The organism is Cellulosilyticum sp. WCF-2 (genome assembly GCF_003990395.1).
Lineage (GTDB): Bacteria > Bacillota > Clostridia > Lachnospirales > Cellulosilyticaceae > Cellulosilyticum > Cellulosilyticum lentocellum.
Map to the genome: position 1 here is coordinate 4,137,338 of NZ_CP034675.1, position 16,005 is coordinate 4,153,342.

Consider the following 16,005-nt stretch of genomic DNA (forward strand, 5'->3'; position numbering starts at 1 on the left):
CTTTATTGTAATCTTTTTATCATCTATATGCAATCTATTATTACTTTACAATTATTATTATTTAACTTTTTCCCTCTACCAACGCATTATTCTGATTTATTAAGTTCCTTAAAAAATTCACCTAGAATTTGATTATCCACTTTAAAGTTTTGAAGCATTTGGCTATAATTCATGTTTTGTGGGAAAGTCTGCAGTTCCAGACTAATTGCTGTTTTATATATTCCTTTAAATACTTGCTCTGAATCTTTGACTGCTTCATTAAATTCATAAGGTGAAAGAACACCATAAAGGTATTCTAACTTCTCTAGTGTAGATACAATACTATAATTAAAAGTTTGAATAAGATCAGGATTTTTTTGCTTAATAAGTTCAATATATGAGAAAGCATAATTATATAATAAAATAAGCTGTTCTTCTGAAATATTAGGAAACTCCACTCTTAAAAATTGTTTCTTTGGTCTTCTAAAACGTCTTTTTATGGTAGGTTTTTCAACTATATAATAACGATTTAAGCAAACAAAATGCTCCCAAAATTGTTCAGGTGACATACCTACTTTAAACCTAAATGCTTTTCTATAAAACATGATATTAAAGCTTTTCCATGCCTTAACAATGTCACCTTGAGCAATACCTTCTCCACCTTTTATACAGATTGCTTTGAAACTAGCCATATTTTCCTCCGCTTACATTTATTTAAATGTATTATATCATAGTCTTAAATCATTATTCATTAATCCTTCATTAAAAATATAGTAGCTAAAGCTACTTGATGAAAATCTGCAAATATGTCTATACTAGAGTAAAAGACAGTAAAGGAGGACTTTAAATGCAAGAAAAATTAATAAATCGCTTTTTAAAATATGTTCAAATCGATACAATGTCTGATGACACAAGTACCACCTTTCCTAGTACAAAAACACAGTTAGAGTTTGCTAAAATGCTATTAGAAGAATGTAAGGCCTTAGGACTTCAAGATGTATCCTTAGATGAATACGGCTATGTCATGGCTACTTTACCTAGTAATGTAACATACGACACAGATATCGTTGGCTTTATCGCCCATATGGATACTGTGCCTGACTACTCAGGTAAAAATGTTAAACCTCACGTCGTTAAAGACTACAAGGGGGGTGACCTCATTCTCAATGCTCAAACCGGGGTGACTTTAAGCCCTACGCAGTTTCCTATTTTAAATGATTTTATTGGTGAAACGCTCATTACAACTGATGGTACTACTGTTCTAGGCGGCGATGATAAAGCAGGCATAGCTGAGATATTAACAGCTATAGAATATCTCATTAATCATCCGGAAATTCCTCATGGAACTATCCGTATAGGTTTTACCCCTGATGAAGAGATTGGAAAAGGTGTAGATTACTTTGATGTTAAAAAATTTAATGCTCACTTTGCTTATACCATAGATGGTGGTTTAGTAGGTGAACTTCAGTGCGAAAACTTTAATGCAGCTTCTGCTACAGTATCTTTTGAAGGCATTAGTGTACACCCTGGTGATGCTAAGGGTAAAATGAAAAACAGCTTAGCCATTGCTTGTGAATATCAAAGTCTTTTGCCTGCTGATGAAGTACCAGAGCTTACCGAAGGACATGAAGGCTTCTATCACCTTCATGATATGAAAGGTACTCTGGAACATACTGAACTCCATTATATTATTCGAGACCATGATAAAACTAAGTTTGAAGCACGCAAAGCTATGATGCTTTCTCTTGCTGACCAACTTAATCAGAAATATGGCAAAGACACCATCCAGGTTACTCTTAAAGATAGTTATTTTAATATGAAAGAGATTATTGATCAACATCCAAGGGTTATGGCTTTAGCTGAAAAAGCTATTCAAAATGTAGGCGTTACACCACTTCATGAACCTATTCGTGGTGGTACGGATGGCGCAAGACTTTCATTTAACGGCTTACCTTGCCCTAATATTTTCACAGGTGCTTATAATTATCACGGTAAATACGAGTTTACTGTTGTAAATCATATGCTTCTAGCTACAAAGACCATTATTGAACTTAGTAAATTAGTTGCACAAGCTTAAATGCATAACTATAAAAAAGCAGTTTAAACATATGTTTAAACTGCTTTTTTATGCCAAAACCTTATCTAATAACTTTGTTGCTTCTTTCATGGAAATAGATTTGATTAAACTTAGTTCATCTGCCAAGAATTTTCTTGCTTCCATAAGCATGGCATTTTCACTGGCATTAAGTGCCTTACCCCTTTGAATATGTGTTAATTCTCTAATAACCTCTCCATAATCAGCCAAGCTTCCTGCCATTAATCTTTCTTTATTAACCTTCATTCTCTGCTTGAGTACAGTAGACGCATGAATCTCTGTTTCTTTGTCAGCTAACTTCTCTAATACTTCATTAGTCATTGTTTCATCACTTACGAATCTAAAATGAGAAGCTTCTACTTTATCAGTAGGAATCATAACTGTTGTATTTGAAGATTGAAGCTTAATAATAATGTACTCTTTCGTTTCATCTAGCATCTTTCTCTCTTCAATTGTTGCAACTATACCCGCCCCTCTTAAAGGGCAAAAAACTTTATCACCAACCTTAAACATCTATTTCACCTCCAAGATTATTTACTTCTTTGTATTCCTATTATCATTATAGCACATTTACCCCAAAAAACCAAACCTTAAATTTTATCACTACTAAACACCACTGTCAATATACTTTTTACATATTTTTACCTACAAGAAAATAGTGATGATAACAGGCTTCTTTCACCACTTTGTTATCATCACCATCACTATCTTTTCTATCTTATTACTACGCTTTATTTAGTATCATACTATCGAATACTTTTTCTCCTTGACTTGTTAACGACTTAGTCATTTGCTTGATTTCACTTAAACCTTGGACTATTTGTTTGGACATTTTCTTGGTTTCTTCCATTAAACTTTCTGCTCTACCGCCACCATTCTTTTGTAGTTCACGAATCACCTCATGACCTTTCTGATGAAGTGCCTTATGAACCGGATCAATTGCTTGCCATTTATCTTTAAGTGCACTGTGCTCTACTTTTAAAGCACCATAGAAATGTCCAAATTCACATTTTGTTCCATTGGTTTGTAGTGGCACGATACATCTGCTTTGTACCATATCACTTAATTTATTAACCCACCCTTCATGCGAAGCTATGGCTTTGTCAATAACTACTATAAATTCTTCATTACTCATAGGACGTGCTCCTTTATTGAGCCTGCTTACCATTTCTTCTATATAATGAGAAAAACTTTGATCTATTTCACTTATTTTTTCAGACTGAGTAGCACTGCGGTCTGCTTCTATCCCAATAGTTTCTGCCATATTACTAATTTGCTCCGAATCATCTCTAATAACTGAAACAGCTTGTCTCATTTCTTGAAGTGAGGCATTCATTTCTTGCATCGTATAGCTTAACTGATTGATTTCCTTCATAGCCTGTTCTACACCCTTAGCACTTTCTTCAAAGCTATGAGTCACTGTATCAATGGTTCCACTCATATGTTCTATGGATACATGAGTCACTTCAACACTTTTAATACTTTCTGTTGTCGCACTTCTGATACCTTCTGTAAAGCCTTGCATATCTTCTAGCTTTTGTTTAGTACTTTCTGCTAGTTTTCTAATCTCCTCAGCAACTACTGCAAAGCCCCTACCTTGTTCTCCTGCTCTAGCTGCTTCTATACTGGCATTAAGAGCTAATAAGTTGGTTTGTTCAGCAATGCTTCTTACACCATCTACCATTTCATCTACCTTAGCTGACATATCCTTTAAAACGGTAACTTTATCTAGCATAATCTTCGCATTTTCTCCAATGGCCTCTTTTAATTCAGAAATCTGATGAATATGTGCGATATTATCTTGACTACGTTTTACTAAATGATGAGACTCTTCACTAATATAACTAATATTTTTTGTACCTTGCTCTACAGCATTAGTCATTTCATTAAAACTAGTAGCAGTTTCCTCAATCATAGTCATATTATTAGAACTGCCTTCAATCATTGTTGCTACAATATCTTTTAATTGATTAGAAGAAAATTTCATATTAACATCAAATTCACTTAAGCTCGCACTCTTTTTTAATATTTCTAGTGCTATAGTCATATAGTTTTTATTCAGCTCTAAAATTTCTTCAAATATATATATAAGGCGATTGTGTTTAGCATTCTTAAAATTAGGCTTTAAAGGCGCTTCTCCTCTTATGACTGCTTCTAAATACGCAATCATTTGGTTTAATTCTTTATCTCTAGCTATTAGTGCCATCTCAGTTCCTCCCAGTTTTCATTCTCTCTTATTTATCTCGTACATCAATAGATTATGATATATATCGACATTATTCTTCTGTTAACTTAGACCTTTTATAGCCTAAGCCTATTCAATATACAAATAGAAATTTGCCTTGGCGTTTATGAGAAATACATCTGAGAGAAAATAAGTGGATAGGGATGTCTTCCGTTGTTCCGGTTCACATTTTTAGAAGCACTAAGTTCACTTATTTAGATGAACGGCAGAACTCGCTTCGCTCAGACAGCTGCCCAAAACCCATCTAAAATGTTCACTAAGTGCTTCTAAAAAATGCTCCCAAGTCACTACTCCAGACACCCCTATCCACTTATTTTCACAAACGTTATTGACCTCATAAACACCTAAGACAGTAACGCAGCGTGGAAAGAAGACGTAACCACAGTTAAAAAATACTCGAAGCCAGGAGCAGACGCCCATAGCAATAACGCATCAAGCTTCTCATAAATCTGTTTTGCCAAGAAGTAGTTATGTAGGGAAGCTAAGGAGCCTTACAAGCATTATTAACCTTATAAACATTATAAACGTTCAAGACCCTATACGAGGCGTACAAAAAAATAATAACAATGCGTCATTTTTTATTAGGGATTCGGCTTCCTGAATACATATACATAAGTGTAAAAACAAAATAAATAACTTCCCACGGCATAATTACCACAGCTTCAACCTGAGGAACTGACCGGGTCAGCCAAGTCTCAATCTATTGTTATAGGTACCTCTGGACTTAAGGAAGATGTTCACTGGTGCGCTGCAAGGAAGGCGCCACTTATAAGTTGTTTTAAATGTTTTTATACATCTCATTATCAAATAAAGTTTCAAACCAGAGTCTTAAGGTCTTAGCTTCCTAGCATAGGGTGCACCGGCCGAGACTTTTAGGAGCTCCTCACTCATTGGTTTAACTTTCATCGCTAGTCTTAGTAGGCACTACGCTATAACGCATACGTGCTGAGGAGCCATTTTGCGCCTTGCTTAAGGTCTATTTAGCTAGCTGTGAAAGTTCATTTCAAGAGTCTGGAGCACAAAATAGCTCTTCAAGTTATTATACTTGAAGAGCTATTTTTGTTGTCTCTATCTGCTATAAGTAAAGTGAACTTAGTGTCTACTGAAAATGCGGAGCAGAACCACGGCAGGTAGCCACCCTATCTCAGTTTTGCCCAAATAGTCCGTAAAATCCACGACAAATTTCTAATTATAATAGCAACTTCATCGGTTACAAGCAGGATGCTACTATCTCTGTCGGTAAGTCTATGGTGTACATACTTAATTCGTGAAGTGCCCTCGTAATCATGACATAAAGTAATTTAATATCTAAATCCTTTGCCTTAAACTTACTTGCACTCACATCATAAAGTAAAACAGCATCAAATTCTAATCCCTTAGTTAAATAACTTGGCATCACTGCTACTTGTCCGTTATACTGTTCTTCTTCATCTTGCAGCCATTCTATTTCTAGACCTTTCTTTCTAAGTGCACGGTATAGGTCTTCACCCTCTGCAAGATCTTTAGTAATCACGCAAATGGATACTAAGCCCTGATCCTCATAAACTTTAATCTTATTATAAATTTGATTTACTCTGTCCATTTCGCTTATGCAGTGGATAAGCTCTGGCCTATGTCCATGTCTAAAAACCGGCTGAGCTAATAAAACAGGCTGATCCTTATTTGCTCCTAGTACCTTGTTGGCTAATTCAATAATTTCAATGGTAGAACGATAACTCGTAGTCATCTCAAAATAATGATAGCTCTTTCCTTCAAAGACTCTATCCATGACTCTTTGCCAATTATTAATTCCTTTATAACCATAGATGCCTTGTGCTAAGTCTCCTACTAACGTAAAGGCATCATTGGTTGAAGCCTTTCTAAGCACCAATAATTTCATTTCGTCTAAATCCTGTGCTTCATCTACTACGATATGCGCATATTGCCTTTCATCATCTAGACCATAAAGCTGACTTTGAATATAAACAAGTGGCCCTAAATCTTCTGTTTCAAAAAATTGTTTTCTAAGCTGATCTTGTATTAAAACAATAACTGATTTAAGTGCTTCCTCCGGCATTTTTCCTTCTAGCCATTTATAAAGACTTTCTTCTTCAAACATCTGCTGATAAAAAGTAGGTGCAGATGGTAAAGCAATGTTTTTGATATAAGCTTTTGTATAAGCTATAGACCACTTTTTAATATCTTTGATTTTTTCATCTCTTTCATCATAAAGAGCAATAATTTCTTGACGTACAGTTTCTATATCTGTCACTGAAGCTTTGAGTGCTTTTAGTTTTCTAGCATAAATTTGTTCGATCAACTCTTTAATATCTGCTTGCTTGTCTTGAAGCTTTTTCTTAATATAATCACCTAATAGCTTTACCCTTGTCATTAAAGGGAGACCTCCATTACTTACTAGAAACATATGTTGAAGTTCCTTATAGCTTACTATAGTGATCCCCTCATATTGAATCCCCTCTGGTGCAATAATACTAGTTTCTAGTCTTTTTAACTTTTTATCAATTATTTTAGCAAATAAAATGGAGCCTCTTAATTTGCTAGCTAAAGCTAAGATTTGTGCTTTCTCCTCTGCCTCAACTAATAAAGTATCTAACTTATCTCTTTGTTTCCCTAGCTTAATCCCTTTTCCTAATTTATCAAGTGCCCAAGCTTCAAAGGTAGTCTGAACCACATGCTCTACTCCTAAATCAGGCAATATATCTGAGATATATTTTAAGAATAATTGGTTAGGTGCTACTACCATATATTTTGCTTTAGGATTTTGCTGATTATAAATAAGATAAGCCATACGATGAAGTGCAATAGTCGTTTTACCACTCCCAGCTACACCTTGAACGACTACTGGCAAAAAGCTTTCACTTCTTATAATTTGATTTTGTTCCTGCTGAATAGTGGCTACAATTTCCTTTAAACGTCCACTAGTAGACTTATTTAAAGCATCCATTAAAAAGCCCGTTCCTTGCTGCAAGCTGTCTTTTAAATTATCCTGCAAGGATTTCTCATCATGAATTTCTGTGAGTTTACCTTCTTCTATGACATATCTTCGCTTTAAAAGCATTTTACCTTCTACTATGCCATCAGGCGCCTTATAAGCTACATCCTCATCAATACCGCTATAGTAAATGTTAGCCATAGGAGTACGCCAATCTAAGACTAACATATCTCCCTTTTCACTGTCATAAAGTCCGAACTTACCAATATAAACAACCTCTAAGTTGTCTGTGAAATTTTCTTTGAAGTTAATTCTTCCAAAATAAGGTGCTGCTTGTATTTGGCTATATTTATTTAAGTCCTCTGTTAGCCCTTGCCTCATCTGAAGTTTCAAAACTAAACGCTCATCAAAAGCACTACTTACCTCTTTTCGCAAGCTTGTAATTTCATGTTCTAATATCTGACCTTCTTCCTTTAATGTCTCACTTTGAGCTGTAATCCATGCCTTAGTTAATTCTAACTGATGTGCTTCTTCTTTATAATCCTTGTGTTCCTCTGCTTTCATATACTCTCCTTTTCTGCATTTTAGACATCAAAAAAGTAGCTTAGTAGATATGCCTACCAAGCCGTCGTATCTTTCAGCCGCTTATTTCCATTTCTAAGGTGTTTTTCTATTATATCACCTTTTTATAAATATTCAATCTTATTATTTACTTTTCGTAACATAATATACATGTGTAGCTACTATTTGACCATTATCCTATCAATAACATCCTTGTCTGCTCTATCTATGCTTTTAGATAGATTGAAAAAACCTTTAAGTAAATGACCTACGGCCTACCTAAAGGTTATGGAAAGTATTAAACTAAGATGCTTTGTAAATATGATACTAAAACCTCACTAGCTTGCTTATGTGAAAGTTCTCCTGGATGTTGCCTTGCCCCCACTGTTTGATCTGTCGTATCTGGTAGCGCTATAAAACTTACTTTATTATCTCCACTTTCCTTTTCATAAGTTGCTATAGCTTCTTTTATAAAAGGTGCCATAACATCCCCTAACATCCCATAAGCCCATACTATATAAGCTTCTTTATTATATTTTCTTAGCTTATGTAAAAAAGTGACTGCTGCCTCTTTAAAACACTCAATATCTTCTTTGTTAAAAGAGCCATCTTCATTTAAACGTTGTTTAAAGCTTTCACCTGTCAGCTCATCTTTCCAAGCTGGTGAATTAAAAGCGCCACCATCATTGGTTCCTAAATTAACAATGATGGCATTAGGTTGCCATGCCTTAAAATCATTCTCTTCTTTTGCTCCTAGTGACTCATTTCTCTTGCCATTTAATAGGCCGCATACTTTCTCATAATAAAGTGGCACAGCTGCATGAGGATTATTATCCCAACTGCTATAGACCCCCCAACCACTTTGACAAATAAGACGATATTCTGCACTTAAAGCATCTGCTGTCATTCTGGCATAATTATTTTCAGTGCTAAACCACATTGAAATCCAATCCTCTTCTATCTTAGCACCTATACTTCCCTCTCCTGATGTAATACTATCTCCTATAAACTCTAATTTGTAAGGTTTTTCTTCTACTGGCAAGAAGCTACCATCTGTTTTAAGCTGATGGATCTGAAGTAGATGATCTTCGTCTCCTGACATAGCTTGTACTTCTTTAATGATTTTTACCTGTTTAATAACCTCTGGATTCATTCCTCTAAAAATGCAAATCCAACTTCTTCCCTTCTCTACCATTCTTCTACTTACATAGGTACCATTAATAACAATACTTATCCAAGGCTCATAGGCACTGTAGTCAGCTTCTACTTCTATCCAAAGCTCTGCTGCCCTTATATGACATTCTATTCCACTTCCTGTCCAAAACAAGGTAAGTGGTTGTTTTTTATTAGCAGTTCTTCCTAGTATTTTTAATGCTTCTATCTCTTTGACTTGATATGTAGATAATACCATTTAAATTTTCCTCCATCTTCTTGTTAGCAATGCATTACTAGTACTTTTAATCATTTTAATTGTATCGTTCTTCCACTGCCTTTTCAATCAAGCTATGTTGTCTTCTCTCCTACTATATTGCTTAAGTACTACAAAAGAAAGCTCCATATTATACATAAAAAAATGCAAAGCCTTATTTTACTAGGCTTTGCATTTTTATTTTATTTTATTATTAGTAATTAGTTGCTCTTTCTTCAAAATAACCTTGTGGATGTGCACATACAGGACAAACTTTTGGTGCTTCTTTGCCTCTGTGAATGTGTCCACAGTTGCTACAAATCCATACTATTTCTTCGTCTTTTTGGAATACTGTATTTCCTTGAAGGTTGCTTAGAAGTTTTAAGTAGCGTTCTTCATGTTCTTTTTCAATCTTAGCTACTTCTTCAAATAAAAAGGCAATGTGGTCAAATCCTTCTTCTCTTGCTTCTTTAGCAAAATTAGCATACATATCTGTCCATTCGTAGTGTTCACCACCTGCAGCATCTTTTAAATTCTCTTCTGTTGAGCCAATGCCTCCATGAAGTAATTTAAACCAAAGCTTTGCATGTTCTTTTTCATTACGAGCAGTTTCTTCAAATAAAGCTGCAATTTGAGAATAGCCTTCTTTTTTAGCTTTTGATGCATAATATGTATATTTATTTGTTGCCTGTGACTCCCCTGAGAATGCTTCTTGTAGATTTTTCTCTGTTTTAGTTCCCTTTAAATTCATATTATACCTTCCTTTCTTTTTACCAACATTTTAATTAATAAAAATCATATTAATCATATTAATTGTATTATATTTTTTATAATTTTTCAACCCTTCTTCCCATTCTATCTTCATAAGAGGTACATTTACTATCCATGTGTTGCTATGTAATCTAAAAATATTTTAGTCTTACTCCAATAATGAACTCCCCAATTTTCAAAGTTCCACTCCTCCATATAGCTGTTACATTCATAATCAATATAATAAAGCAACCCCTCCTGTACCACAAAATTAGTAGGGAAGTAATCAATATTCAGCTTCGCTTCATAAAGCACTTTACACATTTTATGCATTTGTTGTAAATAAGATGATTTCATTTGATCTTTAAGCACTAATTCAAATATGGTTTCACCATCAATAAATGTCTTAAGCAAACGTTCTCTCTTCTGGTCTACTTCTATTAAAGTAGGCATTAAAATACCAATAGCTAATAATTTCTGGTAATCATTTAACTCCGATTCAAGTTTATTTCCAAATTGATAATACTCACAAGGCTCATGATGAATTTGTTTAAGCACATAGCTTTTTTCTTCATTTCTTACTAAATAAGAGTAGCCGCCCTTTCCTTTACCTAAAAGCTTCACCACTTCATAATCTCTTTCATTTACCTTCATTATTTCCATTCTTAAAGGCCTCCTTACTTCCTATTGTTAGTTCTATGTAATATTCTTCATCCACTTCCTCTTTTTAAATAAAATAAGAGAAAGCCCTAAACGTACTAGTTCTTCTAATGATAAGATAAAGTAAACTAAGTAAATAGGTAAATGCCAGATAAAAGCTGCTAAAAAGCCTAAGGGAATACCAAATCCCCAAGTTCCTATTATATCTATAATTAAAGTTAATTTTGTATTTCCCCCACTTCTTAAAATACCCCCACCTAAAATCATATTGGCAATCTTGGCAAATAAAACGAAGCTGAAACTATACAAAATATAACAAGTAAGCTGACTTACCTCCTCAGTTACATTGAATAGCCTTCCATAAAATCTGGCACAAATCAATAAAATCATGCTAATTCCTAAGGAACCTATAACACCTATTTTTAAAAGCTTTCTTGCAACTGCATAAGCGCCTTCATAATCATCTTTTCCTAATCTACCACCTACCATAACAACAGTTGCTACTGATACGCCGCTAAACAACCCTATTAATAAGCCTTGTACTGGGCTAGTTAATGTCATCGCAGCTAAGGCATCTCTACCTAATCTTCCATAAATACCTGCATAAATATTTTCTCCCAAGCTCCATAAGAACTCACAAGCCAAGATGGGAAGAACAATAATAATTACCTTTTTTAAGAACGCTTTACTAGGAAATACTAATGGTTTAAGTATGATTTGTTTCTTTTTCTTAAGTACTAGAATAAATCCAATTTGTAAGCTCATTTCAACTACTCTAGCTATAAGAGTTGCTAAAGCAGCTCCTTCGATACCCATTTCAGGACAGGAACCGTTTCCAAAGATAAAGAAATAATTGCCTACTATATTAAGCATCATAGCCACTATACTTCCGTATAACAACCACTTACTTTTTTCCAAGGTTCTTAATAACGCAGAAATAACCATAGTAACGGCCATTGGTACAAAGCTTAAAGCTATTATCCAAAGATACTTAGCACCTGCTAAATAAATAGCTGCATCTTTTGTATAAATCCTCATGATATCCTTGGTCATTCCTAATGAAGGAATTAAAAATAAAATAGCAATTCCTATAGCAATATATAAATTGGAAAAAAAGCTTACATTCATCCCTTCTTCATCTTTATTGCCACAATATTGCGCAATCATAATAGCAGCAACAGTTGAAATAGCAGATAATGTCACCGTCACAAGGCTACTGTATTTAACAGCTATACCACTTCCTGCTATACTAATACTTCCTAATTGCCCTACCATTATTTGATCAACCAAACTAAATGAAGATTGAAAAGCACATTGCAATGCAATAGGCACAGCAATGCTTTTAAGTTCTTTATAAAACGTAGTGTTTTCTTTTTTCAAAACCATCACCTCTTTATTAGAGGCATTTGCGCAAAGCCTATCTAGATACTCCTATTTTACTATAGCACCTGAATATATCAACAGGTTAAACGCGTAACCTAAACTAAAAAAAGCAACTTCTTTTTGTCACTTATCACCTATATCTTTTACACTTTCTCTTGTCACTAAGGAGGTGGGAAGTACCACGTTTGCTATTGCTTCATCTCCTGCTATCAGCGCTTCAAGTAGCTCTATAGCTTTTTCTGCTCTTTTATTCATATCTTGTTTGATAGTTGTTAATTTGGGCCTTACATACTGAGCCAGCTGAATATCATCAAATCCTATAATAGAAAAATCTTCTGGAATTTTTACGCCTTGGTCTAAAAGATAATTCATCCATTCAATGGCATATACATCAGACGCACAAAAAGCAGCCGTGTATTTTTTTATTTCTTTCAATAAGTGCTTATAATAAGCAAAACGCTCTTTCTCATCAAAAGGCAATAACTTAAAATCTTCTGGCATAACTATTATTTGATTGTCTAAAAGTGCTCTTTTAAAGCCCATATAGCGTTCATGATCGCCACAAGTATCATTATCTGATAAAAACATGATTTTACGATGACCTTTATGTACTAAATAATTTCCTGCTTGATAGCCTCCACCTTCATTATCAATACCTACATTTGAATATTTTTCAGCTTCATTCACATAGCCATCAATAACCAAAAAAGGAATGCGCATTTTTGCTCTTAAACTTTGATAATCTTGATTACAATAGCCAATTAAAATAAGCCCTGCCATATTCCACATAGAAGCATACTGCACAATCTGATCTAAACGTGATTCTTCCTTGACCATCATAAAATAGCCCTTTTGATTAAGACATTTAGATAAGCTATTTAGTATATCACTCACAAAGGGATCCTTTAGCATTTGTCCATTGTATTTTTGATCATCTGAGAGCATAACACATATAATCTTAGAGCTATTTTGAGCTAATAAAACTGCTGCCATATTAGGAATATAGCCACTTACCTCTAAAAGCTCCTGTACTTTTTCAACTGTTTTAGCAGATATTTTCTTGGTCTTTCCATGAATTACATTAGATACTGTAGCTGTGCTTACCCCTAAGCTTTCTGCAATGTCTTTGATAGTGACTCGCCTTTCATTATAGTTTATTTCCTGTTTACTCATTTTCTCCTCCCTAACATCTTATTTATCTACAAAAGATGTACTTTATATCTCTTTTATTCTAACATCCATATAGCTATTTGGGGTATTAAGGCGCTCTATCCCTCTCATTTTTCAAAATCATATACTCATACATACACCATTTCTTAGTAAAACCAAACCTATATATAACGACTTAGTATACCTTATTTTCCATAGGCGAAGTCACTTCATTAGGTACTCCTTTGCTTAATGGTCTATATTCTTTCTTTAAATAAGGGAATACCTCATAAGGAATCGTAAATTCTAAAATACCTACCGCATGAGGTGAAATAATATATTCGTTAGAGATGACCACAAACCCATTATCTGAAAGGTACCAAGTATCTTCTGTTAAAATATCCTTGATATTTTTTTCATAGCCTTCAAAAAAATACTCTTTATATTCATACTTATTAGTTTGTTTTAGTAACTCTTGATTAATAAAAGTAATAGCTGCTTTTTCATCTGTGGTAATATCTTTTAAAGTTAATCGCCTGCCCGTATTAGGATCAAAATTTTGAGCATAACGCCAACTATTAGGATGTGCACCACCTGTATATTCATCATTATTTTCTATCAAACTAATTACCTTTTCATCTAGCCTTTCTGGCATATAACTCATACCTAAGCCATAACCTTCCCAGTAGGCTCTTTCTTCCTCACTTCGCCCTTTATAATCTTCTTGGGCTTGTTTAAAATCAATAGCTTGCTGTACTTCAAAAGCTTTCCTTTTATTTTGATAAAAATCATTCATCTTTTTAGTAGCTTTTTGGTTACCTCCTATAGTAACTACAGGGATATTGCCTTGAACCTGTAACATAGGAACACCGTTTTTATCCTTTAATACTTGATCTAATTTTTGCAAAGTAATCCTAATTACTTCAGCTTCTCTAGAACTATCGATCTCTGCAGGAATAACCTGAGCCTTTCCACTATTACTTACTAAGCAGGTTGTTAATAAAAGTATAGAAAGTACACGACTGATCATAAATGATGCTCCTTTTTATATGATTAAACATTACTCTGATTATTATGGCTCAATCTATGTTTTAAAATACATCTTCGTTTAGTGCCAACAGTGTATATCTTCTACATCACCAAATACTTCGTACAATGAGCCATTTTGATAACCATATACCTTATATCCTGGATTTCCCCACTCTTCAGATTCAACAACTATTTCCATAACACCATCATTTTGCACATCAGCAATAGCTACAATCCTTCCTTTGTCTCCTGTAACTAAATTAATAGTCACTCTCATAGTATGTACAGTGCCATCATCACCTATTTTTCGAAGTATTAGCTTTGTATTTCCTTCTTCTTGTAGTATCAGTACCACTTCATCTTGCCCGTCTCCTTCAATATCAATACGGTAGTTTTGTAAAATTGTAGCATTAGGGAAAAACTTTTGATAACTATCTATACTTTGCGCCTTAGGTATTCTAGGCATTGCTTCCCATGTACCACTAACTGCTAGATAAGGCATCTTTTCATCTATTTGTATTTCCCCTCTATAGGAATTGGCATTGATCACATTATCTTGTTTTAAACTAAACTGAGAATGTTCAATTTCCTTTATGTAGCCCTTTTCTAGACTATAAACCTTATAATGTTCATCTTGATGAATATAGTGACACATTTCTAAATAAGAATAAACCCTATTATCCTTTGAACCACCTAGCAAGCTCCCATTGTACACTACAGGATGATATCCTTCATCCGCTATATATGGCTGGCTTCGTACTTTCATTTCACCTAACTGTATATCCTGCCCATCTGTTACAGCCTGCTTATATATTTCTTTGGTATAGGTAAATTCTTCATTATTTAGCTCTGTATATTGAAGCCTTAAATAATCATCTTTAAGATAAAGTATAAAATACTCTTTTATTACACGCTCCTGCTCCTCATATGTTCCTTGTAGTACAGCTATTGTTTCCTTGGGCAACTTTATATCCTTTATCTCTTCTTTAACCACTAACTGAGGCTTAGATAAGTACAAACCTAAATCTATGGTTTCTTCTCGATTTGTTTTTAACTTCAAATAAAGTCTATACCAACTACTTGGTCCATGCTTGGTTTTTCTTTCCCATACAGCATATTCAAGTTGCAATGGAACTGGCTTACTCTCTTTGAAAAAGGTACTGTAATCTACTTCATATATCTCACCGCTCATTTCTTTTATACTGCCCTTCTCATCTAACTTGTAGGTCACCTTGGCAATAGGTAAATAATCTTGCCATGACGTACTTGGTCCTCTTCCTATATAATCTGGAGTGCCTTCTTCAACAGGATTTACCATGACATAAAAGCTCGTAGCATCTTCTAATTTAATCATGATATTTTCTCCCCCGCCTGCAAACCAATTACTTAAAGGTAAATAAGCATCTTTAGGATAAATGTCTCTTCCTTGTTCATCTTCTTGGTAAATCCCCACTACTTGATGTTTTAAATCGATACAGAGCGTAGGATTTGTTTTACTTGTTAAGTACAAAGAAGTTTTAGGATAAATTAATTGCCCATTAAGCATGGTTTCTTCCTTAGGATCTGTCATCCATTTCCACTCTAGGTCATCTATTACTTTAGCTATAAGTGCCTGTTCTATCAAAGCCTCTTCTTGTACCACTGTTCCTGAATTATTTTCTTTTATAGTTTCTGGATGAGTATTAATCCTATTACATCCTAGCAATAAAGCTACGCTTATTAGACCTATCCCTCCTAACACTTTTCTTATTTGATATCTTAGCTCTCCCATATTTCACCCCCGCATATAGCAAGAAAAAAACTATAGCCCCTTT

The 16,005-nt window shown here is 34.2% G+C and carries 12 protein-coding genes; 1 reads left to right on the forward strand and 11 read right to left on the reverse strand.

The window, feature by feature from the left end; all coding sequences use genetic code 11:
- Positions 1 to 86: 86 nt before the first annotated feature.
- Positions 87 to 671 (reverse strand): hypothetical protein, encoded by a 585-nt coding sequence (locus EKH84_RS18775; RefSeq protein WP_013658144.1) that lies wholly within the window; start codon positions 669 to 671, stop codon positions 87 to 89.
- A gap of 155 nt (positions 672 to 826) precedes the next feature.
- Here EKH84_RS18775 and pepT point away from each other — a divergent pair, with 155 nt between their 5' ends.
- A complete protein-coding gene (gene pepT, locus EKH84_RS18780) occupies positions 827 to 2,056 on the forward strand; it encodes a peptidase T (protein WP_127067472.1) in 1,230 nt (409 codons plus the stop codon).
- Between the two features lie 48 nt (positions 2,057 to 2,104).
- Here pepT and EKH84_RS18785 read toward each other — a convergent pair whose 3' ends face one another.
- The 10 genes from EKH84_RS18785 to EKH84_RS18830 form a co-directional block, all read right to left on the reverse strand.
- A complete protein-coding gene (locus EKH84_RS18785; RefSeq protein ID WP_013658146.1) occupies positions 2,105 to 2,587 on the reverse strand; it encodes a CarD family transcriptional regulator in 483 nt (160 codons plus the stop codon).
- Between the two features lie 211 nt (positions 2,588 to 2,798).
- The gene (locus tag EKH84_RS18790; RefSeq protein WP_127067473.1) at positions 2,799 to 4,280 is read right to left on the reverse strand and encodes a methyl-accepting chemotaxis protein; all 1,482 of its coding nucleotides are present in this window, start codon (positions 4,278 to 4,280) and stop codon (positions 2,799 to 2,801) included.
- Positions 4,281 to 5,529: 1,249 nt separating this feature from the next.
- On the reverse strand, positions 5,530 to 7,815 hold the full coding sequence (gene helD, locus EKH84_RS18795) for an RNA polymerase recycling motor HelD (RefSeq protein ID WP_127067474.1): 2,286 nt from the start codon (positions 7,813 to 7,815) through the stop codon (positions 5,530 to 5,532).
- A 295-nt stretch (positions 7,816 to 8,110) separates the two neighbouring features.
- Entirely contained in the window at positions 8,111 to 9,223 is a 1,113-nt protein-coding gene (locus EKH84_RS18800; protein ID WP_127067475.1) for an SGNH/GDSL hydrolase family protein, read from the reverse strand.
- A 211-nt stretch (positions 9,224 to 9,434) separates the two neighbouring features.
- Entirely contained in the window at positions 9,435 to 9,971 is a 537-nt protein-coding gene (gene rbr, locus EKH84_RS18805) for a rubrerythrin (RefSeq protein WP_013658149.1), read from the reverse strand.
- A gap of 128 nt (positions 9,972 to 10,099) precedes the next feature.
- Positions 10,100 to 10,633 (reverse strand): serine/threonine protein kinase, encoded by a 534-nt coding sequence (locus EKH84_RS18810; RefSeq protein WP_190283397.1) that lies wholly within the window; start codon positions 10,631 to 10,633, stop codon positions 10,100 to 10,102.
- A gap of 33 nt (positions 10,634 to 10,666) precedes the next feature.
- Positions 10,667 to 12,010 (reverse strand): MATE family efflux transporter, encoded by a 1,344-nt coding sequence (locus EKH84_RS18815; RefSeq protein WP_127067476.1) that lies wholly within the window; start codon positions 12,008 to 12,010, stop codon positions 10,667 to 10,669.
- Between the two features lie 126 nt (positions 12,011 to 12,136).
- Entirely contained in the window at positions 12,137 to 13,186 is a 1,050-nt protein-coding gene (locus tag EKH84_RS18820) for a LacI family DNA-binding transcriptional regulator (protein WP_127067477.1), read from the reverse strand.
- A gap of 172 nt (positions 13,187 to 13,358) precedes the next feature.
- The gene (locus EKH84_RS18825; RefSeq protein WP_127067478.1) at positions 13,359 to 14,192 is read right to left on the reverse strand and encodes a DUF3298 and DUF4163 domain-containing protein; all 834 of its coding nucleotides are present in this window, start codon (positions 14,190 to 14,192) and stop codon (positions 13,359 to 13,361) included.
- A 78-nt stretch (positions 14,193 to 14,270) separates the two neighbouring features.
- Positions 14,271 to 15,962, reverse strand: a complete 1,692-nt coding sequence (locus tag EKH84_RS18830; RefSeq protein WP_127067479.1) for an FG-GAP repeat domain-containing protein — start codon at positions 15,960 to 15,962, stop codon at positions 14,271 to 14,273.
- Positions 15,963 to 16,005: the final 43 nt, after the last annotated feature.

Coding starts and splice junctions, on each gene's coding strand:
- EKH84_RS18775 (WP_013658144.1), bottom strand. CDS start 671: ATGGCTAGTTTCAAAGCAATCTGTATAAAAGGTGGAGAAGGTATTGCT.
- pepT (WP_127067472.1), top strand. CDS start 827: ATGCAAGAAAAATTAATAAATCGCTTTTTAAAATATGTTCAAATCGAT.
- EKH84_RS18785 (WP_013658146.1), bottom strand. CDS start 2,587: ATGTTTAAGGTTGGTGATAAAGTTTTTTGCCCTTTAAGAGGGGCGGGT.
- EKH84_RS18790 (WP_127067473.1), bottom strand. CDS start 4,280: ATGGCACTAATAGCTAGAGATAAAGAATTAAACCAAATGATTGCGTAT.
- helD (WP_127067474.1), bottom strand. CDS start 7,815: ATGAAAGCAGAGGAACACAAGGATTATAAAGAAGAAGCACATCAGTTA.
- EKH84_RS18800 (WP_127067475.1), bottom strand. CDS start 9,223: ATGGTATTATCTACATATCAAGTCAAAGAGATAGAAGCATTAAAAATA.
- rbr (WP_013658149.1), bottom strand. CDS start 9,971: ATGAATTTAAAGGGAACTAAAACAGAGAAAAATCTACAAGAAGCATTC.
- EKH84_RS18810 (WP_190283397.1), bottom strand. CDS start 10,633: ATGGAAATAATGAAGGTAAATGAAAGAGATTATGAAGTGGTGAAGCTT.
- EKH84_RS18820 (WP_127067477.1), bottom strand. CDS start 13,186: ATGAGTAAACAGGAAATAAACTATAATGAAAGGCGAGTCACTATCAAA.
- EKH84_RS18825 (WP_127067478.1), bottom strand. CDS start 14,192: ATGATCAGTCGTGTACTTTCTATACTTTTATTAACAACCTGCTTAGTA.
- EKH84_RS18830 (WP_127067479.1), bottom strand. CDS start 15,962: ATGGGAGAGCTAAGATATCAAATAAGAAAAGTGTTAGGAGGGATAGGT.